Raw genomic sequence first — 21,715 nt, 5'->3', positions numbered from 1 at the left:
GCCTTTAGCCTTATCGACAGCGTTACACTATTGTCTTTTTTACACTGACAGGGATGTGACGTTTTGACAGCTCAAGGACAAGCCAGACTTCTAGAGATTCTCGACTACTGGCATAAGGTGGAATTCTTTTTACCTTATGCACTTGAGAAATATGTCGAGGACTTAAAAAAATGGGAGACCCGATGGCTCTCACGGGAAGATCTCCAGCACAGTCATTGGCGCACTTTCTCCATACCCGATGACCTAAAAATCACAGGCTTCAACCTCTATATTGGGGTTTTTGACGCCTCCGTCATTGCTACCCTTTGCGAACCGCACCTGGCCGCCTGCTCAATCGACGAGAACACGTTCTACGAAGAACAGGAACGAGTGGAGCTTGAAGGGCTGACCTGCTTCGCCAAGATCAAGCTCAATGCTCAAGCGGTTCCTCAACTCGATGCATTCTCACTGTCCACCGCTCCTTGGGCGTTGGGGCAAACAATCACCAAAGGGCTTGATGCCCTGGGCCACCAAGCCTTCGAGGAAGCCAAGGAGCAGTTGGCAAAACTGCTGCACAACTTCCATGGACAGCGCCAGCAAAATGATGACCCAGCCTTGACGGCCGACGAGGTCATGTATCTGCATCAACTGCTGTGCAACTGGGCCCGTTTTACCCCGGACCAGGACGGCCGCGCCCCTCTTGCGCTGCTTCAGGTGCTGACTCAGCCCAAGGTCGAAAAGCCGCTCACTCAACCTTCAGTAGCACAGGTCGCGAAAGTCGAGGACGAAGAAGAAGCCGATACCGAGATCGACATACTCAACAGCTTTTTCGTAAAAGATATCGAGCGTGTGATCGCCAGCTTGCAGCGTGGAGAACAGCCCCCTGCTCTTTTGCAGTACCTGGCTGAAGCCGATCCAAGCAAACGAATTGACCTGTATACCGAGAATGGACGCAAGGCCATCTATCAGGCCTTGCAACCCCAATGTATCAACCCAGGACACTGGCCGGATGAACCAGGCCACGCCATGAGCCTGATGCAACAGTTCGCGATCAACAGCGCACTTGGCACGTTGGAAAACAGCGGTGTGTTCACCGTCAACGGCCCGCCGGGGACCGGTAAAACGACTTTGTTGCGTGACATGTTCGCAGAGAACATTGTTCGTCGGGCCCGGGTTCTGGCGGGATACATCGACGCAGCGGATGCATTCGTTGGCGGAAAAAAGCCTCAGGTCACCTTCAAGGGCATGGCAAATACCTACACCCTCCGCGCGCTCAAACCCGAGTTGACCGGCTATGAAATGGTGGTGGCCTCCTCTAACAATGCCGCCGTAGAAAACATTTCCCGAGACTTGCCCAAACGCAAGTCGCTGGGAAAAGGCTGGAGCAACGTTCAGTACCTGCAACCGGTTGCCCATAAAGTTGCCGCTCAGAACAGTGATGGCAGCATCAGCAAACTGTCTGATGAGGACAAACCCTGGGGACTGATCTGCGCCGCACTGGGCAACAGTGGCAACCGTAAAGCGTTGCAGGAGCGCATGTTCTTCAACCCGGTAGATTCCACCGCCCCCCATAAACCACGGACGATTCGTCAATGGGTGGATGAATACAAAGGGCCCAGCTTCAAGGAGGCCCGCGCAGCATTCAAAAAAGCCGATGAGGCTGTCAGCAAGGCGCTGGAGGAACGGGCCCGTTATGCCACCCTGCTGAGTGAGATGTCGGCTACCGATGAGCAAACCTTCCTGGGCCTTCAACAACAGGCCTTCCATCAGGCCGAACAGCTCAAGGCATCTGCCCAGCAAGCGCTGGACCAACACCAGCAGAAACTCCAGGCGTCCAAGCAACATCTGGGCAGCCTTCAGGAACTAGAACGCCTGATAGATCGCGGTCGCCCGGCATGGTGGAAGCGCTTGTTCAACACGCCAGCAGCTAGGACGCATCGAGATGAACAACGGGAAAATGCCCGGTTGCAGCGTCAGGCGCACGAAGAGATCAACAGCGCGAAAAGCCTGCTCGACAACAGCCTGATCCCGAAACTTGAAGAGGCGCAAACCTCATTGCTGTTCTGTGAGAGCGAACTCGACACGCGTAGAACACAGTGGCAGGGCAAGTGCCAATCCCTGGATGATTTCGCCGTCCGCCTGGGGCGTCCGAACTTGCCAGGTCATCTGAGTGAACTGGAAGACCGTGACTTCCAGATAAACGGGCTTTGGCACGATGCCGCACTCAATCACTTGCGTTCGACGTTATTCGCCGCGGCCTTGACCCTGCATGAAGCCTGGCTTGCCGAGGTTGCCCCCTCGGGCTCGAACGGCAAGGGCTTTAGCGCCAACCTCACCGCCATCAGCCTATTGCTCAGCAACAAGATGCCCGAGGATGAGCGACTCACACAGGTGCTCTGGCAAAGTCTGTTCATGGTGATACCGGTGGTTTCAAGTACTTTTGCCTCCTTTGCCAACCAGTTCCGCGGGATGGGGGCCGGCTCGCTGGGCTGGCTGTATATCGACGAAGCGGGACAAGCCGTGCCTCAGGCAGCCATCGGCGCATTGTGGCGGGCTAAACGAGCCATGATCGTGGGCGACCCTATGCAAATCGAACCGGTCTTCACCCTGCCGCAACGCCTGGTCAAGGCACTCGGCCAGCTGTCAGTACACACCGCAAACCAAGCCTTCGCCCCCAATCGCGTGTCGGTGCAGAGCCTGGCGGACCAGAACAATCGCTATGGAAGCGTTTTCAGGAACGATACCGACGAAGAACTGTGGATCGGCAGCCCGTTGAGGGTCCACAGACGCTGCATCGAACCCATGTTCAGCCTGTCGAATCAAATCGCCTACGGCAACAAGATGGTCTTTGGTCTGCCCAATGCGCATTCCGAACAGGGCGCCCCTGTCTACAGCTCCAGTTGCTGGGTCGACATCCCTGGCCATGTCGAACACAAACAAGTCGTGCCTAAACAGATCGAGTTCATGGTCGATCTGCTCGGGCAACTCTACTTACGCGACGGAGAACTGCCGCAGCTGTACGTGATTTCACCGTTCAAGGCCGTGCGCCTGGCCCTGCAGAAAGCCATACGCGCGGCTGCTTGGGCCAGCCCCAACCATCGTCCGAAATTGCCCTCGGGGGAATTGAAGCAATGGTTGAAATCCTCCATCGGCACCGTGCATACCTTCCAGGGTAAAGAACAAGACACCGTCTTCATGCTGCTGGGGGCCGACCTTGATCATGCTGGAGCTGCGCAGTGGGCCGCATCCAAACCCAATCTGCTGAATGTTGCACTCACCCGGGCCAAACGTCGGGTCTATCTGGTGGGGGATTTTGAACTCTGGGGGTCGCTGCGGTACTTCGAAGCCGTGAGCCGTGGCAAATACCCCTTGAAAAGAATGGGCGCGGCTTCATTTCTGGCGCAACTGAACCCTCTGGAAGAACAGATTTCAAGCTGAACACCGTCACTCCATTCCAGCGACCTTTCAGTGTGTTCGCTGGCGACGGCCTCCGTCAGCTTGGCGCATGGCTTGCGGGCCTTTTGGTCGGCAAGCCAACTCGGAAGAATCGGGCTTCAACCGTGGCGCTGTAAAAACGCCAGCAAGGCCCGGGTCACGAACTCCGGGTTCTCACGGCTGGAGATATGCCCGGCCTCGGGCACCAGCTGATAAGGGCAGCCAATGCGCTCGGCCATCTCGATGGTTTCCGCAGGTGGCCGCGGCTGGTCCTGATCGCCACACAGCAGCAAGGTGTTCGGCCCATCCAGGTGCTGCAGCTGATCCAGCACATCCGCCCGGCTGAAGGTGATGCGCCCCATGGGAATCACGCTCGCGCGCAAACGCTCGGTCGGCAGCGCCGCGAGGCTGGCACGAAAATCCTGATACAGCGCCGACTGCCGATCGATACCCGGGCGGAAGAAGATCGGCACCACGATATCCAGCAGCGCTTCGGCGATCAGGCCGCTGTCCTCGATCTGCTGGAACAGGGAAAAGTAGTATTGCCGGGTCGGCTCCGGCTCGGCCCCCAGGTAGGTGTCCATCAGCACCAGACCGTCGATGCGCTGCGGCGCCGCCAGGGCCAGACGTGCACCCCACATGCCGCCCACCGACAAGCCCACCAACGTCACCCGCTCAATGTGCAGATGATCGAGCAAGGCCAGCATCTGCCGCGCCACATCGTCCAGCGACGCGGTGCCTTGCGGCAACGGCCCGGACTGGCCATGGCCCCACAGGTCCACCGCAATCACCCGGTACTGCGCCGACAACGCCTCGATCTGCGGCGCCCACATGCTGGTGTCCCACAAATAACTGCCGGCCAGGAACACCACCGGCCCCTGGCCCTGGTCAAGGTAGTGCAACGGTTGTCCATCGATGGTCGCGAAAGGCATCGGCTAGCTCCTGTAGGGAATGACGAAAAAGGTCCGACAGACTGTGCCGTGAACCAGGCTCAGTCAATCGGACCGGGGCGACAAAAACGTATCAGGAAATGCCCGGATTCACGGCCCGCGCTGGCCGTCGAGCAAGGCCTCCACCACCGCGCGGGCCATCTCCACCGAATACACCATGGACCAGATCAGCCCGCGCTCCAGGTCGCTGCCCTGCTGGGTGATTTCATCGCAGACCTCTTCGGCGCATTTGAGCAACAACGCCACATGCACCAGGGCCTCTTCGGCGCTGACGCCTTCGCGCACGCTGAACAGCGAGTCGGGGGAAACGGCTTTGGCTTGGGTCGTGAGCTGGAACAGCGCGGGGTCCAGCGGTTGCCGGGCCAGGGCCACGCGCAGGGTGGCGTTGGCTTCCTTGAGGGCGGGATCGCGATAGGACGTGGGGGGATCGGGGACGAGCTTTTTCATGGTCAAACTCCTGGTAATGACAAGGAGCTGACACCGTTCGCTTGCACACGAATAAGGTGGCAGCCGTACGCGGGTGTGCAAGACCGAGTTACCAGAACCCCGGCAGATCCGAAGATCTCCCGCGCACGGCCGCCATAACACGGCGAACATGAAATCGCTCAGGCATGACTGAGCGCTTATGCGTCTGGTAACGGTCGGACTTGCACATCCGAGCCATCGATTGGGCGATGGCTCCGGAACCCTAGCCCGCCCACCAGGCGCATTCAAGCGGCCCGCAGTTTCTCGGATTTGCCTTACAAAAGAAAGCGACTAAACACCATTCCAGCGACCTTCCAGCCCGTTTCCGAAACCACCTTGCCCCGATCGGCATTGGCCTATGGACCTATGGAATTGTTGCCCTGTAGCCGCTGCTGAGCCTTGGCGAAGCTGCGAAAAGGCCCGCAGGACCCTGCTTGGCGATCTCCCGTCAAAGACCTGAGGCGGCCTTGAAATCGCCGCGTCTGCTGCGCAGCCGTACGCAGCCTGCGGCAGCGGCTACAGGGTCGCCAGGGGGTACTGTAGCCGCTGTCGAGCCTTGGCGAGGCTGCGAAAAGGTCCGCAGGACCTTGCTTGGCGATCTCCTGTCAAAGACCGCTGGCGGCCTTGAAATCGCCGCGTCTGCTGCGCAGCCGTACGCAGCCTGCGGCAGCGGCTACAGGGTCGCCAGGGGGTACTGTAGCCGCTGTCGAGCCTTGGCGAGGCTGCGAAAAGGTCCGCAGGACCTTGCTTGGCGATCTCCTGTCAAAGACCGCTGGCGGCCTTGAAATCGCCGCGTCTGCTGCGCAGCCGTACGCAGCCTGCGGCAGCGGCTACAAAAAACCGATTGGCATCAGCCGCAAGCATGACTCAGCGGTATTCTTCCGGCGCCTCGCGTTCGAGGATTTCCTCCAGATCGCTCAGGCCTCCGCGCGCCTTGAGGATGCCGCTGACCTGGTCGATCCACTCCTGCTCCGAAGCAATCCCCGCCCACGACTGGCTGCCGAAGCCGTGATACGGCCGATCGTCAAAGGTGCTGATCAGCAACTGGTTGAAGCGCCTGGTGTCCAGGTTGTTGCGCTGGACCTGCACTTGCAGCGCCCCCAGCACTTTCTGCTGCTCTTGCGGATTGGGGCGATAGTGGTAGAGCCGCGGCGTGCTGAGCACCAGGAACTCCGGTGGCAGGTTTTCATCGATGGCCGCCTGCAGGCGGTAATGACCGTCGAGGATCAGGTGGCAGTTCAGGCCGCTGACGTACCACAGCAGGATCGGCGGCAAGCTGCCTTCGCGGGCTTTTTTGCGCCACCATTTCAAGCGTCCGGAATGGGGGTCCACGGCATGCAGGCCGACCACCGCCCCGCCGCCCTCGTACAACTCGACCCAGCGCGCCGAGCCGGGCTGCTGGTTGTCGAGGATGTTGCGGCCGTAGATCGCCCACTGCGGCATATGGCTCTGGGCGTCTTCGCCGCCCTTGAAGTACCAGGCTTCGGTGCCGCTGAGCAGCGGCCGCATGGGTTTCTGGGACGCCGGGCGCAAGGCCCGCACCAGCCAGGAGCCGGGGTAGAAGAAGTCCGGCTGGTGCTGCATCAGTTGCTCGACGAAGAAGCGGCTCCAGGCCTTGAGGCGCAGGGCCGGGTCGAGGCGCGCCTGTTGTTCAACCTGAGGCGAGTCGATGGGGCCCACCAGGGTTTGCGGCAGTTGCTCCGGCAGGTCATTGCGCACCAGCCACACGCCATAGCGGCAGTGCGACATGGTGCCCCAGAGCAGAGTCTGGTCCCCCAGCACCAGCTGCATGCGGCGGTTGTCGCCACTGAGCAGGCACAGGTTGGGCTTGCCACTGGCCGGGCGTTTGACGTCCACGCCGAGGCCGTTCCACTGGCCGGCCAAATCCTCGATGTCACGCCAGAAAAGCTGTTCCACGATTGTCCCTAATCCTTTATCAATGACCGGCCCTGCGGCGGGCGGGCGCGAATATAGCAGAGTGTTTGGGGACCTGTTCGCCGGCAAGCCGGCTCCTACACGCAGCCCCCCTGCAGGAGCTGGCTTGCCAGCGAACACGGCCAGCGCCCTATCCACGCCGGGCAATCACCGCCTCCATCTGGTCCTCCAGCCCTTGCCCGCTCAGGCACTGGAGCACCTCGTCACACCACTGCGATTGCGGCTCGTTGCCGGCCCAGGCCGGGGTAGCGCTGCGGTATTGCGGCCGGTCATCGAACGCCTGGATCAGCACCCGGTTGAGGTGCTCGGTGCTCAGGGCCGGGTTTCGCGGCACCGCGTCGCCGCGCTTGCGCAGTGAATCCATGACCCGCTGCTGATGCTCCAGGCTCGGCGTGAAGTCGCGCTCGCGGGTGGCGCTGAGGACGATGAATGATGGCGCGAGGTTTTCCGCGATGGCCGCCTGCAAGCGGTAATGCCCATCGATGACCACATAGGAGGCCAGCCCGCCGACGTACCACAGCAGAATCGGCGGCAGGCTGCCTTCCCGGGCCTTCTTGCGCCACCATTTCAAGCGCCCCGCTTGGGGATCGACCCGGTGCAGGCCGATGAGCTTGCCGCCGCCGTGCCACCAGTCGATCCACTCCAGGGTCTGGGGTTGCAGGTTGTCGAGAAAATCCTCGCCGTACAGGTGCCAGCTGGGCACGTGGGTCAAAGGATCGATCACCGAGGTGAAGCGCCAGTGGTCCAGGCCGTTCGCGGTGCTGGAGGGCTCCGGCAGCAGGCTCTGGGCCAGCCAGAAACCGGGGGTGAGGAAGTGCCGGGCGCTTTCGCTGAGGCGGCTGACGAAATAGCGGCTCCAGGCCTTGATCCGTAGCTCAGGCGCCAGGGCTGCGTACTGTTGGACTGTGGGTGAATCGATGGGGGCCAGCATTCGGCATTCGGCGCCTTCCGCCAGCGGGTTGCGCACCAGCCAGACGCCGCCGTGATCCCAGGCGAAGGTGGCCCAGAACAGTGGCGTGTCGTGGTGCATCAGCTTGATCCGGGCATTGTTGCCGGTGCGCAGGTGCAGCGGCGGCCTGTCCGAGGCACCCGGTTCGACCTCGACACCGAGGCCACTCCAGTTGCCCAGGGAGTCTTCGATGTCGTGCCAGTAAAGCTGTTCTGCCATGGTTCCGGTCCTTGAACTGTCTGAAACGACAAAGCCCGACAGGGCTGCTGTCGGGCAATGCGCGGCGAACTATTTCAAACTGAAGGTTATTTAGCCATTGGCCCCATTCATGGTTGCAGCAATAGCAGCAGCCCATGCGTCACGGCCAAATAGTACAAATCGAGACTCTATACCCTGCTTTGTAAAAACAGATAAAGAGTTGGGGAAAATGGGGATAAAACCTAAAAATCTAGTCCACGCCGGCTGCAATGACTGGACGTTTGAGATTTCAATCTCGTCAGGAGCGCTTTGGAAGTTAATTTTATGCGCGACAAATAGCAGACGCTGGTTCGTCAGAAAAAGCCTTCCGCCCACCGTCTCAATATTCCTTTGAAGGTTTGCCGGCCCTTCTTTGATGATTTTTTCGCCGCCTCGCAACTCTGCTTTCATTCGGTGCATCCTTGTTATTTTTTCTTCATGCTCAGTCCAATCGATAAGGGCAAACAAAAACCCTTAGCTGAATACTGCCTTTCTATTTCCCCCCTGAATAGGCTTCCTGTAGAGACCGCTCGGTTATGCAACGGCCGTAAAGCCTGAATGCGCGACCTTCCTGAAGGAGTGAGGCGCAGCCTTTGGGGTGGCTGCGCCCGCCGCAAAAGCTTACAAGCCCTCCAACTCGGCCATCAGGTCACTCAAGCGATCAACCTTCTCCTCGCTGATTTCATTGGCACCCAAACCGTCGATGTACGCGGCCAACTCCTGCACCGTGCTGCATTCGAACATGGCCCGCAGCGGTACGTTGCGTTGCAGGGCTTTCTGTACCCGCGAGGCGATCTGCGTGGCCAGCAGGGAATGCCCGCCCAACTCGAAGAAGTTGTCGCGCACACCCACCCGTTCGACCTTGAGCACCTCGGCCCAGATATCGGCCAGGGTCTGCTCCAGCTCGCTGCCCGGGGCTTGATAGTCCTGGCTCTGCAACTGGCCGATCTCCAGGGCCGGCAGGGCCTTGCGATCAAGCTTGCCGTTGGCGTTGAGGGGCAGGCGCGCAAGCCACAGCCAGTGCAGCGGCACCATGTATTCCGGCAGTTCGGCGCGCAGACGCGGTTTGATCCGCTCCAGGCATTCGCTCGGGCTCAGGCTTGAGTCACTGGCCACCAGGTAACCCACCAGGTGCTTGCCGTTGACCCCTTCCTGCACCACCACGGCGGCATCGCGGATTTCCGGCTGTTCGTGCAGGCGCGCTTCGATCTCCCCCAGCTCGATGCGGTAGCCGCGGATCTTCACTTGATGGTCGATCCGGCCGACGTATTCCAGTACGCCGTCGCTGCGCCGGCGTGCCAGGTCGCCGGTGCGGTACAAGCGTTCGCCCGCCGCACCGAACGGATGGGGCACAAAGGCCAGCGCGGTACGCAACGGGTCGCCGACGTAACCGCGGCCAACCCCGGTGCCGGCCACGCACAGCTCGCCGACCGCGCCCAGGGGCACCAGCGCCAGGGCTTCGTCCATCAGATACAGCTGGTTGTTGTCGGTGGGCGTGCCGATGGGCAGATAGGTACCCCGGGTCGAAGCCAGGTCCACGCGGAAGAAGGCCACGTCATCGGAACATTCCGCCGGACCGTAGGCGTTGACCAAACCGATCTGTGGATAACGCAGCAGCCATTGGTGCGCCAGTTCCGGCGGCATGGCCTCGCCGGTGGGCAGCATCCAGCGCAGGCCATCCAGGGCAATGGCGTCCTGGGCGAGCATGCCCTGGATCAGCGACGGCACGCTCTCCAGCACGGTGACGCCCTGCTCCTGGACGTGAGCCAACAGGCCCTGGGGATCGTGGGCGATGGCGTTGGGCACGATGTCGACCCGGGCGCCGAACAACGGTGCGGCAAGGAACTGCCAGACCGAAATGTCGAAGCTCTGGGACGCGGTCTGGGCGATCACGTCAGCCTCGCTCAAGTGCAGGTACGGCACCTTGCTCAGCTGGTTGTTGAGCATGCCGCGCTGCTCCACCATCACGCCCTTGGGCAGGCCGGTGGAACCGGAGGTGTAGATCACGTAGGCCAGGTTGTCCGGCGCGCTGTAGCGCCCCGGGTTGCTTTCGGCATGCCCGGCGGCTTGCAGCTCTTCCCAGACCAGCAACCGTGGCCGTGCGGCACAGGCGAACTCGTCCAGCAGGGCCTGGGCCTGTTCGCGGCAGGCCGCGGTGCAGACCAGGATCGGCGTGCGGCTGAGCTCGATGATGCGCCCCAGGCGCTGGTTCGGCAGGCCCGGGTCCAGGGGCAGGTAGCCGGCTCCGGCCTTGAAGCTGCCGATGATCATGCCCAAGAGTTCCAGGCCGCGCTCGGCCAGCAAGGCCACCGGTTGATCAAAGCCCACGCCGTTGGCGATCAGCGCATGGCCCAGGCGGTTGCTGTGCTGGTTCAACTCGGCGTAGCTGTAGCGCCGCTCCAGGCAACTGGCGGCGATGCGTTGCGGATGGGCCGCCACCCGGGCCTCGAACAGCTCCACGTAGCTGCGCTCCAGCGGGTACTCATGCCGGCTCTGGTTGCAGCCGGCCAGCAGGAAATCCTGCTCCTCTTCACCCAGCAGCGGCAGGTCGGCCATGTCGCCATGCAAACCCTGCATCAGCGCCAGCAGCAGGCGCTTGAACTCGCCGAGCAGGCGCTCGATGGTGGCCTGTTCGAAGTAGCGCTGGTCGTAGGACAGGTGCAGGCCGAGGTCATCCCCCGGGTAGCACACGGCGGTGATCGGGAAGTTGGTGTGGGTACGGCCGGAATCCGAACTGGCGTTCAGGCTCTGGGCGCGGTCCAGCACCGAGACTTCCACCGGGGCGTTTTCGAACACGAACAGGCTGTCGAACAGCGGCTGGCCCTTGGGCAGCTCGCTGCATTCCTGAATCGCCACCAGCGGCAGGTACTCGTATTCACGCAGTTGCATGTTGCGGTCGAGCAGGTCGCCGAGCCACTGGCGCACGCTGCAACGCTGGCCCTCCTCGGGCAGCTTGACCCGCAGCGCGATGCTGTTGATGAACAGGCCGACGGTGCGTTGCATCTCCGGCATCTGCACCGGGCGCCCAGCCACGGTGACCCCGAACAATACGTCGCGATCCCCGCTCATGCGCCGCAGCACCAGGGCCCAGGCCGCCTGGGCGAAGGTGTTGACGGTCAGCTGATGCTGCTGCGCCAGCTCGCGCAGTTGCGCGCCGTCCCGGGCATCCAGGCGGGTGTAGCAGTCGCCGACGATCATGCCGCCGCTGTCACCGGCGTGTTCACGCAGGAACGGCCGGTCGCTGGGGATCGGCGTGGTGCGTTCAAAGCCTTCAAGGTTCTGCCGCCACCACTGCCGCGCCTCGGACAGGCTCTGGTGTTGCAGCCAGCCGATGTAGTCGCGGTAGCGCGGCGGCACCGCCAGTTGCGCCTCGCGGCCTTCGCCCAGGGCGGTGTAGATCTCGAAGAAGTCGTTCATCAACAGCGAGCGGCACCAGGCATCGATGAGGATGTGGTGGTTGCTCATCATGAACCAGTAGCGCGCGGCGCCGACGCGGATCAGTCGCAGGTGGAACGGCGCCTGGTTGAGCAGATCGAAACCGGCCTCGCGCTCGGCTTTATGCAGGGCCTGGAGCTTGGGTTCCTGCTCGGCCTCGGGCACCGCGCTCCAGTCGAGGAATTCGATCGGGGTGCGGCCCGGCTTGTGGATAACCTGCAGCATGTCTTCGCCGACGTTCCAGCAGAACGACGCGCGCAGAGCCTCGTGGCGCGCCACCACCGCCTGCCAGGCCTGGGCGAAACGCTCCGGGTCCAGCTCGCTGTTGATGCGGTAGCGGTCCTGCATGTAATACAAGCCGGTGCCCGGCTCCAGCAGGGTGTGCAGCAGCATGCCTTCCTGCATTGGGGTCAGCGGGTAGACGTCTTCGATCTGCACAGCCGGCACCGGCAGGCCATCGAGCTGGGCCTGGGTCAGGCGCGCCAGGGGGAAGTCCGACGGCGTCAGGCCACCGGCATCGTCCTTCAGGCAATGGGCAATCAGGCCCTGCAGCTCGCCCAGGTAGGCGTCCGCCAGTTCACCGATCAGTTCGGCGGCGAAGCGTTCGCTGCTGTAGGTCCAGCGCAGCACCAGCTCGCCACCATAGACCTGACTGTCGATGCTCAGCTCGTTGGGCAGCGGCGCTTCGGGAGCGTGGGCCGGACCGACGGACTCATCCAGCGGACGCAGCAAGGCATCGGCGCCAAAACTCTGGTCGAACTGCCCCAGGTAGTTGAAGGTCACCGGCGCCAGCGGCAGCGCCGCCAAAGCCTCGCGGCAGGCGTCATCGGCCAGGTAGCGCAGAACGCCGTAACCCAGGCCCTTGTGCGGCACGGCCCGCAGTTGTTCCTTGATGGCCTTGATCGAGGCGCCCTGCCCGGCCGCTTCTTCCACTTGCAACGGGGTCAGGCGCAGCGGATAGGCGCTGGTGAACCAGCCGACGCTGCGGGTCAGGTCGATCTCGTCGAACAGCGCCTCGCGGCCGTGGCCTTCCAGTTGCACCAGGGCCGAAGGCAGCCCGCTCCAGCGGCACAGCACCCGGGCCAGGGCGGTCAGCAGCAGGTCGTTGACCTGGGTACGGTAGGCCGCCGGGGCCTGTTGCAACAGTTGGCGGGTGCGCTCGGCATCCAGAGTCACACTGTGGCAGCGAGCCTGCTGATGCTGCTGGCTACCGGCGGCATTCAAGCCCGGCAGTTGCGCGGCCGGGCCGGCCAGTTGCTGCTGCCACCAGCCGAGTTCTTCACGCAGGGATTCGCTGCCGGCATAGGCCTGCAGGCGGCTCGACCAGTCCCGCAGGGCGCTGGTCTTGGCCGGCAGGTTCAGGCTCTGTCCGGCTTGCAGCTGACGGTAGGCGTTCTGCAAATCCTCCAGCAGCACGCGCCAGGACACGCCATCCACCACCAAATGGTGGATCGCCAGCAGCAGGCGTTGCTCGCCTTCCGGTCCGTCCACCAACACCGCCCGCAGCAGCGGCCCGTGTTCCAGGTCGAGGCTGCGCTGGGCATCGGCGAACAGTGCCTCGCAGGTGGCCATGGACGGCACCCGCACTTGCCACAGCACAGGCGCGTCGGACAGCGGCAGGTACTCGGCGCGCCACTGCCCATCCACCGGTTTGAAACGCAGGCGCAGGGCGTCGTGCTGCTCCAGCACCGCCAACAGCGCCTGCTCCAGCGTCTGGGCATCGAGCAGGCCCAGCGGCTCCAGCAGCAGCGCCTGGTTCCAGTGCTGTGGCTGGGGAATGCGGCTGTCGAAGAACCAGTGCTGGATCGGCGTCAGCGGCGCTTCGCCACTGAGCTGGCCCTGCTCGGCGCTGATGCGCTGGGTATGGCTGGCAACCCGGGCCAGGGTCTGCACGGTCTGGTGCTGGAACAGGTCCCGCGGGGTGAAGTGCAGCCCCAGCTGGCGGGCGCGGCTGACCACCTGGATCGACAGGATCGAGTCGCCCCCCAGTTCGAAGAAGTTGTCGTTGAGGCCCACTTGCCGCACGTTCAGCACTTCGCCCCAGACCTTGGCCAGGGTCTGTTCCAGCTCGTTGCTCGGCGCCACGTACTGCTGGCGGTTGAGCTCCGGGTCCGGCATCGGCAGGGCCCGGCGGTCGAGCTTGCCGTTGGCGGTCAGCGGCATGCTGTCGAGCAGGATCAGGTGGGTCGGCACCATGTAGTCCGGCAGCTGGGTTTTCAGCTGCTGCTTGAGAGCTTCACGCAGGTTGGCCTGCTGCACCTCGTCGTGCTCGGCCACCTCGCTCACCAGATAACCGGCCAGCTGCTTACCCGCCGGGGTGTCGAGAGCCAGCACCACCGCTTCACGCACGGCCGGATGATCCAGCAGACGGGTTTCGATCTCTCCCAGCTCGATGCGGAAACCACGAATCTTCACCTGATGGTCGACCCGGCCGATGTACTCCAGCTGACCGTCGGCGCACTGGCGCACCAGGTCCCCGGTGCGGTACAGGCGCCCGCCATCGCCGGAGAACGGATCGGCCACGAAACGCTCGGCGCTCATCCCCGGACGACGGTGATACCCCTGGGCCAGGCCGGCGCCGCCGACATACAGCTCACCGGTGGCGCCGGGCGGCACCAGCGCCAGATCGGCATCGAGAATGTAAGCCACCCGCGCCCCGACAATGCGGCCGATGGGCACGCTGGCCACGCCTTCGGCCAAGTGCTCCGGCGCCAGGCTGGCCAGGGGCATGACCACGGTTTCGGTGGGGCCGTAGGCGTTGAAGAACAGGCTCGGCTGGAACGCCGCGCGAATGCGCTGCAAGTGTTCGCCGGTCAGGGCCTCGCCGCCGGTGATGCACATGCGCACCGGCAGGGTCTGCTGCTGGGTGGCCAGGTGCTGGGCCAGCTGGCTGCCGTAGCTGGGGGTGAAGCCGAGGATGCTGATGCGATGCTGGCGAATCAGCTGGCAGATCTCTTCGGCATCCCACTGGCCCTGGGCCCGCAGCACCACCTGGGCGCCGCTGAGCAGCGGTGCCAGTAGACGCTCGGTGGCGGCGTCGAAGTTGATGGAATAGAAGTGCAACTCGCAGTCGTCCGGGCGCATGCCGAAACGGCGGATCACCGCCTGGCAGTGCATGGCGATTTCCCCGTGGGACACCACCACGCCCTTGGGCTGGCCGGTGGAGCCGGAGGTGTAGATCAGGTACGCCTGATGCTGGGGCAGGCTGATGAACGGCAGCTCGCTGGCCGGGTAGTCGGCCAGCAACGCGCCGTCCTCCTCCAGACACCAACGACCAACACTCGCCGGCAACTCACCCAGGGCGGCGAACATCCGTGCATCGCTGAGCAGCAGGCCGAGGCCGCTGTCTTCGATCATGTAGTGCAGGCGGTCCAGGGGGTATTCCGGGTCCAGGGGCACGTAGGCGCCACCGGCCTTGAGGATCGCCAGCAGGCCGACGACCATGTCCAGGGAACGCTCCAGGGCCAGACCGACCCGCACCTGCGGGCCCACGCCACGCTCGCGGAGCATCCAGGCCAGGCGGTTGGCGCGGCTGTCCAGTTCGCTGTAGCTCAGGGTCTGCCCGGCGAAGGTCAGGGCCGGAGCGTCGCGACGGGCCAGGGCCTGCTCGCTGAACAGGTGATGGATGCACTGATCCAGACGTTGCTCACCGGGCTCGACGCTCAGGCTGTCCAGCAGCTGTTGCTGTTCCTCGGCGTGCAGCAGCGGCAGTTCGCACAAGCGCCGCTGCGGATCGTCAATCAGAGCCTGCAGCAGGTTGCGCCAATGGCCGGCCATGCGCGCAATCCGCGGTTCGTCGAACAGGTCGGTGCTGTAGGTCAGGCAGCAACCCAGGCGCTGATCCAGGTCGGTGACTTCCAGGTTGAGGTCGAACTTGGTGGCCCGGGCATCGTTGACCAGGTAGTCCACGGTCATGCCCGCCAGTTGCCGGCTTTGCTGGAACTCCCAGCGCTGGACGTTGCACATCACCTGGAACAGCGGGTTGTAGGCGGCGCTGCGCGGCGGCTGCAAGGCTTCCACCAGATGGTCGAACGGCAGGTCCTGGTGCGACTGGCCCTCGATCACCGTATGGCGCACCTGCTCCAGCAACTGGCCGACGCTCATCTGCCCGTCGAGCTGGCAACGCAGCACCTGGGTGTTGAGGAAGGCGCCGATCAGCCCTTCGCTTTCCGGGCGGATCCGGTTGGCCACCGGCGCGCCGATGCGCAGGTCGGTCTGGCCGCTGTAGCGATAGAGCAGCACCGACAGGGCCGCGGTCATGGTCATGAACAGGGTCAGGCCGTGTTCGGCATTGAAAGCCCGCACCCGGGCCGCCAGCTCGTCGCTCAGGTCGAAGCGGTACAGCTCGCCCTGGTGGCTTTGCACCGCCGGCCGTGGCCGGTCGCTGGGCAGTTCCAGCAGCGGGTGTTCGCGGCCCAGTTGCCCGATCCAGTAATCCAGCTGGCGCTGGCGCTCGCCAGACTCCAGCCACTGGCGCTGCCACACGCTGTAGTCCAGGTACTGCACCGGCAGGGGTTGCAGGGGCGATTCGCGGTCGTCGAGGAAGGCTTCGTACAGCGCGCTCAATTCGCGGGCAAAGATGTCCATGGCCCAGCCTTCGGTGACGATGTGGTGCAGGGTCAGGACGAAGTAGTGCTCCTGCTCCCCGGCCTTGACCAGGCAGGCGCGCAGCAAGGGGCCGGTCTCCAGGTCGAATGGCTGGTGGGCTTCGCTGTCCGCCAGCTGTTGCAGGCGTTGCTGTCGTGCCTCCGGGGCCAGGGCCGAGAAATCCTTCCAGGCCATGCGCAGGCCGGTGTCGGCATGCACCTGCTGATGGGCAACGCCGTTGATGCTGGGGAAGGTGGTGCGCAGGGTTTCGTGGCGCAGGATCAACGCCTGCAACGCAGCCTCGAAGCGCCCCACGTCCAGCACGCCAGACAAGCGCGCCATGCCGCCGACGTTGTAGGCCGGGCTGTCGGGCTCCATCTGCCAGAGGAACCACATGCGCTGCTGGGAGTAGGACAGCGGCACCGGCTGGCTGCGGTCGACCCGGGCAATCGGCGGCTGCTGGTTGCGCGCGCCGGACTGCTGGATCAGCCGCACCTGTTCGGCAAAGTCTCCCAGCTCGCTGGCTTCGAACAGCACCCGCAGCGGCAGCTCGACATCGCAGGCCTGACGGGTGCGGGAAATGATCTGGGTGGCCAGCAGGGAATGCCCGCCCAGGGCGAAGAAGTCGTCCTTGAGGCCGATCCGGGGCTGGCCCAGCACGTCGCGCCAGATCTGGGCGATCTGCCGTTCCAGATCGGTGCTCGGTTCGACGTGCTCGCGCACCTGCCACTGCGGCTCCGGCAAGGCGCGGCGGTCGAGCTTGCCGCTGGGGCTCAGGGGCATGGCGTCCAGGCGCAGCAGTTGCGCCGGCACCATGTACTCCGGCAACTCGGCGGCCAGGGCGGCGGTCAGCCGGGCGCGTTGCTCGGTTTCATCTTCGTCGCTGGCAGGGGCGGTGTAGTAGCCGATCAACTGCGGGCCGGCGACGCTGTCGCGCACCAGCACCGCGGCCTGGGCCACGCCGTCCTGGGCCAGCAGCCGTGCTTCGATTTCCTGCGGCTCGACCCGAAAACCCCGCAGCTTGACCTGCTGGTCGAGGCGGCCGAGGTATTCCAGGGCGCCGTCGGCGCACCAGCGCACCCGATCACCGGTGCGGTACAGGCGTGCGCCCTCCTCACTCAGCGGGTCGACCACAAAGCGTTCGGCGGTGAGCGCCGGGCGTCCCAGGTAACCCCGGGCCAGGCCCTGGCCGCTGATGCACAGCTCGCCCGGAACCCCGGCGGGCAGCAGGTTGAGCTCGGCATCCAGCACCCGGCACAGCACATTGCCCAGCGGCCGGCCAATGGGTGAACGCTCGCCGTCCTCCACCGAACACTGCCAGTGGGTGACGTTGATCGCGGTTTCGGTCGGGCCGTAACGGTTGTGCAGTTGCGCGTTCGGCAACTGCTGCAGCAGGCGGTTGCGCAGCTCGGCGGACAAGGCTTCGCCACCGGAGAACACCCGGCGCAGGCTGTGGCATTCGGCGCTCAGCGGTTCATCGACAAACAGCTGCAACAGCGGCGGCACGAAGTGCAGCGTGGTCACGCCGTACTCCTGAACCAGTTGGGCGATGCGGTGCGGGTCGCGGTGCTCGCCGGGGGCGGCGAGCAGCAGGCGGCAGCCAGTGATCAATGGCCAGAAGCACTCCCACACCGACACGTCGAAGCTGATGGGGGCCTTCTGCATCAGCACATCGTCGGCTTGCAGCTGGTAACTGTCCTGCATCCATTGCAGGCGCTCCATAAGGGCACGATGGGTGTTGCCCACGCCCTTGGGCTGGCCGGTGGAGCCGGAGGTGTAGATCACGTAGGCCAGGTGGTCGCCGTCCAGATGCAGGCCCGGGGCGTGGCTCGGCCAGCTGTCGAGCTTGAGGCCGTCCATGGCGATGGCGCTGACGCCCGGGGCTTCGGGCATCTGGCCGAGCAAATGGGTCTGGGTCAGCAGCAGTTGCACGCCGCTGCCTTCGAGCATGTAGGCCAGACGCTCGGCGGGGTAATCAGGGTCCAGGGGCACGTAGGCGCCGCCAGCCTTGATGATCGCCAACAGGCCGATCAGCAGTTGTGGCGAACGCTCGGCGGCGATGGCCACGCACACGTCCGGGCCGACGCCCTTGTCCCGCAGGTAATGGGCCAGGCGGTTGGCCTGGGCGTGCAGTTCGGCAAAGCTCAGTTGCCCGCCGTCCCACACCAGCGCGGTGCGCTCCGGGGTCTGCTGCAGTTGTTCCTGCAGGCGCTCCGGCAACCAACGCTCGGCGCGCGCGCAGGGGGCCATGCTCCATTGCTGCAATTGCGCCGCTTCGACCTTGCCGAGCAACGGCAAATCGCCCAGGGCGCTGTCCGGCTGCTGGCAGGCCTGCTCCAGCAGGCTGATGAAGTGCCCGGCCAGACGCTCGATGGTCGCGGCATCGAACAGCTCGTCGGCATAGTCGAAGGCCAGGCTCAGGCGGCCGTTGCGGTCTTCCTCGCTGTGCAGTTGCAGGTCGAACTTGGCCTCGCGGCTGTGCCACGGCAGCTCTTCGGCCAGCAGCCCCGGCAGGCGGCGCAAGGCGCTGAGGTCGCGCTGCTGGTGGTTGAACATGACCTGGAACAGGCCTTGCTCACGAGCGCCGGGGAAGGCTTCGAGCAGTTGTTCGAAGGGCAGGTCCTGATGCGCCTGGGCCTCAAGGACGGTGCGGCGGGTCTGTTGCAGCAACTCGGCGAAGGTCTGGCGCGCCTCCAGTTGGCCGCGCAGCACCTGGGTGTTGATGAAGAAGCCCAGCAGGCCCTGGGTTTCCAGGCGCGGACGGTTGGCGTTGGGCACGCCTATGCGGATGTCGGTCTGCCCGCTGTAGCGGTGCAGCAGGGTCTGGAAGGTGGCCAGCAACAGCATGAACGGCGTGACCTGCCAGGCCTGGGCGGTCTGACGCACAGCCTCACTGAGAGTCACACTCAAGCGCTGGCTGTGGCGCGCGGCGCTGTGGCGGGCCTGGGCCGAACGCGGGTGGTCGGTGGCCAGGCTGAGTACCGGGGCCTCATCGGCCAGTTGCTGCTTCCAGTAGTCCAGCTGGCGCTGGCCTTCGCCCTGGGCCAGCCACTGGCGCTGCCAGCTGCCGTAGTCGGCGTATTGCAGGGCCAGGGGCGCCAACTCCAGGCGCTGGCCCTGGGCCGCGGCGGCGTAGAGCCGGGAGAGTTCGTCGATCAGCACAGTCAGCGACCAGCCGTCGGCAATGATGTGGTGCAGGGTCAGCAGCAGTTGATGTTCTTCGTCGTCCAGGCGGATCAGGGTCGCCCAGTACAACGGGCCCTTTTCCAGGTCGAACTGGGTGCGCGCCTCGTCTTCGCGAATCTGCTGCGCCCGGGCTTCACGCTCGGCCACAGGCAGATCGCTGATGTCGATCACCTGCAGGTTGAACTCACCGGCGGCGTCCACCTGTTGCAGGGCGTGGCCGTCGCGCTCGAAGAACCGCGTGCGCAGCGCTTCGTGACGCTGCAGCAGGTACTGGAAGCTGGCGCGCAGGGCGTCTTCGTCCAGCTCGCCGCGCAGGCGCAGGCCACCGGGAATGTTGTAGGCGCTGCTGTGGGGGTCCAGTTGCCAGGTGATCCACAGGCGGTTCTGCGCCAGGGATTGGGGCAGCGGCTGCTGGCGCGACAGGGCCTGGATGCTGCCCTGGGCCACGCCGCCGTCCTGTTGCTGACGCGCCACGGCGGCGGTGAAGGCGCCCAGGGTCGGCGCTTCGAACAACAGCCGCAGGCTCAGTTCCAGGCCCAGTTCCTCGCGCAGACGGGCCGTGACCTGGGTGGCGGCGATCGAGTTGCCTCCCAGGAGGAAGAAGTGATCGTCGGCGGCCACGGCGGCGCATTGCAGGTGCTCCTGCCAGATTCGCCCGATCAGGTTTTGCAGCGCGTCGTCGGACGCATCCTGAACGCCAGCGGGTGCAGCCTCGGCCTGGGGGAACAGCGCGTAGTGATCCAGGCTGCCATCGGCCAGCCGGGTGCGACAGGCGGAGCGCTGCAACTTGCCGCTGGAGGTCTTCGGCAGGGCCCCGGGGTTGAGCAATACCACCACGCTGGGCGCTTCCTGGCAGGCTTCGGCCACCGCCTGGCGGATGGCCTTGATCAGTGCTTCGGGGGGCAGGATCTTCTGCACGCTGCGGCTGATTTCCGCGGCGATGCCGATGCCTTCCTGGCCCTGGTCACTGACCGCGAACGCCGCCACCCGGCCCTTGCGCACCACTTCCACTTCGCGCTCGATGGTCTTTTCGATGTCCTGGGGATACAGGTTGTGCCCGCGCACGATCAGCAGGTCCTTCAGGCGCCCGGTGATGAACAGCTCGCCGTCGCGCATGAAGCCCAGGTCGCCGGTGCGCAGCCAGGTGCGGCCGGCATGCTGGACGAAGGTCTTGGCCGTGGCTTCGGGATTGCGCCAGTAGCCGTGGGCGATGCTCGGTCCGCTGGCCCAGACTTCGCCGATGCGGTTGTCAGGCAATTCCGTGAGCTGCTGCGGATCCATCAGCAGCACGGCGTGCTCAGGCTGGCTGAAGCCGCAACTCATCATCGCGCTGCCCTGCCCCGGCTCGGCGCGGTTCTGCGCCAGGGCCCGGTCGTCCAGGTGCAGGGCCGGGATGCCCTGGCCGCGCACGCCCCCGGCGACGAACAGGGTGGCTTCGGCCAGGCCGTAGGAAGCGAGGAAATTGTCGGCACTGAAACCGCAGGGGGCGAAGGTTTCGGCAAAGCGCTCCAGGGTGTCGAGGCGGATCGGCTCGGAACCGGAATAGGCCACGCGCCAGCGGCTGAGGTCGAGACGCTCCAGGGCCGATTCGCTGACCCGCTCGCTGCACAGGCGGTAGGCGAAATCAGGGCCGCCGCTGATGGTGCCGCCGTATTCGCTGATCGCTTCCAGCCAGCGCACGGGGCGGGCCAGGAAGTAGGCCGGCGACATCAGCACGCAGGGCACGCCGCTGAAGATCGGCTGCAGCAGGCCGCCGATCAGGCCCATGTCGTGGTACAGCGGCAGCCAGCTGACGATCACGTCGTCCGGGTTGAGGTCGATGCCAAAACCGCGGCGGATCAACAGCTCGTTGGCCACCAGGTTGCCGTGGCTGACCTGCACGCCCTTGGGCAGCGCGGTGGAACCGGAGGTGTACTGCAGGAAGGCGATGTCCTGGTCCTTGAGCTCCACCGCCTGCCAGTCCTGCGCCAGCGCGGGGTCCAGGGTGTCGACGCAGAGCAGCTGCGGCGCCCCGGCGGCCTGCAGTTCGTCCATCTGCAACAGTGAGTCGCGCAGCCCGGCGCTGGTCAGCAGCAACCGTGGCTCGGCGTCGGCCAGGATCGAGAGCAGCCGCTCCTGGTGATGGTGTCGGGTCGACTCCGGCGGGTAGGCCGGCACCGCGATCACCCCGGCGTACAGGCAACCGAAGAACGCTGCGACGTAGTCCGGGCCACTGGGGAACAGCAGCACCGCGCGGTCGCCGAATTCAGCGTTGGCTTGCAGGGCCGCGGCAATGGTCCGCGCGCGAAGATCCAGGTCCCGGTAGCTGAGCACCACGCTCTGCTCCTGCTCTTGGGCGAGGAACCGCAACGCCACTTGATCAGGGGCCAGGACTGCCCGGCGTTGAAGGGCTTGGGCCAGGGTGCTGGGGAGTTCGAACGCGTCCGTCATGGGGTTTCCTGCCAGGAGTGTGCTTGCGATGGAGAGCGGCCCCTGCCCTGCCATGCCCCTGGCAAACCACCGAAAATCAACGGCTTGGCAACAGGTCACAGGCATCCGCGAGGCGCCGCACCCGGGC

The 21,715-nt window shown here is 64.6% G+C and carries 7 protein-coding genes; 1 reads left to right on the top strand and 6 read right to left on the bottom strand.

All coding sequences use genetic code 11. The features are described 5' to 3' along the window. Nucleotides 1-63: 63 nt before the first annotated feature. The gene (locus tag L1O02_RS09795; RefSeq protein ID WP_235759800.1) at nucleotides 64-3,417 is read left to right on the top strand and encodes an AAA domain-containing protein; all 3,354 of its coding nucleotides are present in this window, start codon (nucleotides 64-66) and stop codon (nucleotides 3,415-3,417) included. 116 nt (nucleotides 3,418-3,533) lie between these two features. Here L1O02_RS09795 and L1O02_RS09790 read toward each other — a convergent pair whose 3' ends face one another. From L1O02_RS09790 to L1O02_RS09765, 6 genes are all read right to left on the bottom strand, one after another. Further along, entirely contained in the window at nucleotides 3,534-4,346 is an 813-nt protein-coding gene (locus L1O02_RS09790; protein ID WP_108546038.1) for an alpha/beta fold hydrolase, read from the bottom strand. A 108-nt stretch (nucleotides 4,347-4,454) separates the two neighbouring features. Then, nucleotides 4,455-4,811, bottom strand: coding sequence for a DUF3077 domain-containing protein (locus tag L1O02_RS09785; protein ID WP_108546039.1), 357 nt, complete (start codon nucleotides 4,809-4,811; stop codon nucleotides 4,455-4,457). Nucleotides 4,812-5,696: 885 nt separating this feature from the next. Continuing rightward, nucleotides 5,697-6,746 (bottom strand): hypothetical protein, encoded by a 1,050-nt coding sequence (locus tag L1O02_RS09780; protein WP_108546040.1) that lies wholly within the window; start codon nucleotides 6,744-6,746, stop codon nucleotides 5,697-5,699. Between the two features lie 148 nt (nucleotides 6,747-6,894). After that, on the bottom strand, nucleotides 6,895-7,932 hold the full coding sequence (locus L1O02_RS09775) for a ParB/Srx family N-terminal domain-containing protein (protein WP_108546041.1): 1,038 nt from the start codon (nucleotides 7,930-7,932) through the stop codon (nucleotides 6,895-6,897). Nucleotides 7,933-8,022: 90 nt separating this feature from the next. Then, complete coding sequence (locus L1O02_RS09770) at nucleotides 8,023-8,361, bottom strand: hypothetical protein (RefSeq protein WP_108546042.1); 339 nt, start codon at nucleotides 8,359-8,361, stop codon at nucleotides 8,023-8,025. Nucleotides 8,362-8,571: 210 nt separating this feature from the next. Beyond that, the gene (locus L1O02_RS09765; RefSeq protein ID WP_235759799.1) at nucleotides 8,572-21,588 is read right to left on the bottom strand and encodes a non-ribosomal peptide synthetase; all 13,017 of its coding nucleotides are present in this window, start codon (nucleotides 21,586-21,588) and stop codon (nucleotides 8,572-8,574) included. Nucleotides 21,589-21,715: the final 127 nt, after the last annotated feature.

The organism is Pseudomonas sp. BC42 (assembly GCF_021560055.1).
GTDB lineage: Bacteria > Pseudomonadota > Gammaproteobacteria > Pseudomonadales > Pseudomonadaceae > Aquipseudomonas.
This window is presented reverse-complemented; position numbering and strand designations above follow the sequence as displayed.

Coding starts and splice junctions, on each gene's coding strand:
- L1O02_RS09790 (WP_108546038.1), bottom strand. CDS start 4,346: ATGCCTTTCGCGACCATCGATGGACAACCGTTGCACTACCTTGACCAG.
- L1O02_RS09785 (WP_108546039.1), bottom strand. CDS start 4,811: ATGAAAAAGCTCGTCCCCGATCCCCCCACGTCCTATCGCGATCCCGCC.
- L1O02_RS09775 (WP_108546041.1), bottom strand. CDS start 7,932: ATGGCAGAACAGCTTTACTGGCACGACATCGAAGACTCCCTGGGCAAC.
- L1O02_RS09770 (WP_108546042.1), bottom strand. CDS start 8,361: ATGAAAGCAGAGTTGCGAGGCGGCGAAAAAATCATCAAAGAAGGGCCG.
- L1O02_RS09765 (WP_235759799.1), bottom strand. CDS start 21,588: ATGACGGACGCGTTCGAACTCCCCAGCACCCTGGCCCAAGCCCTTCAA.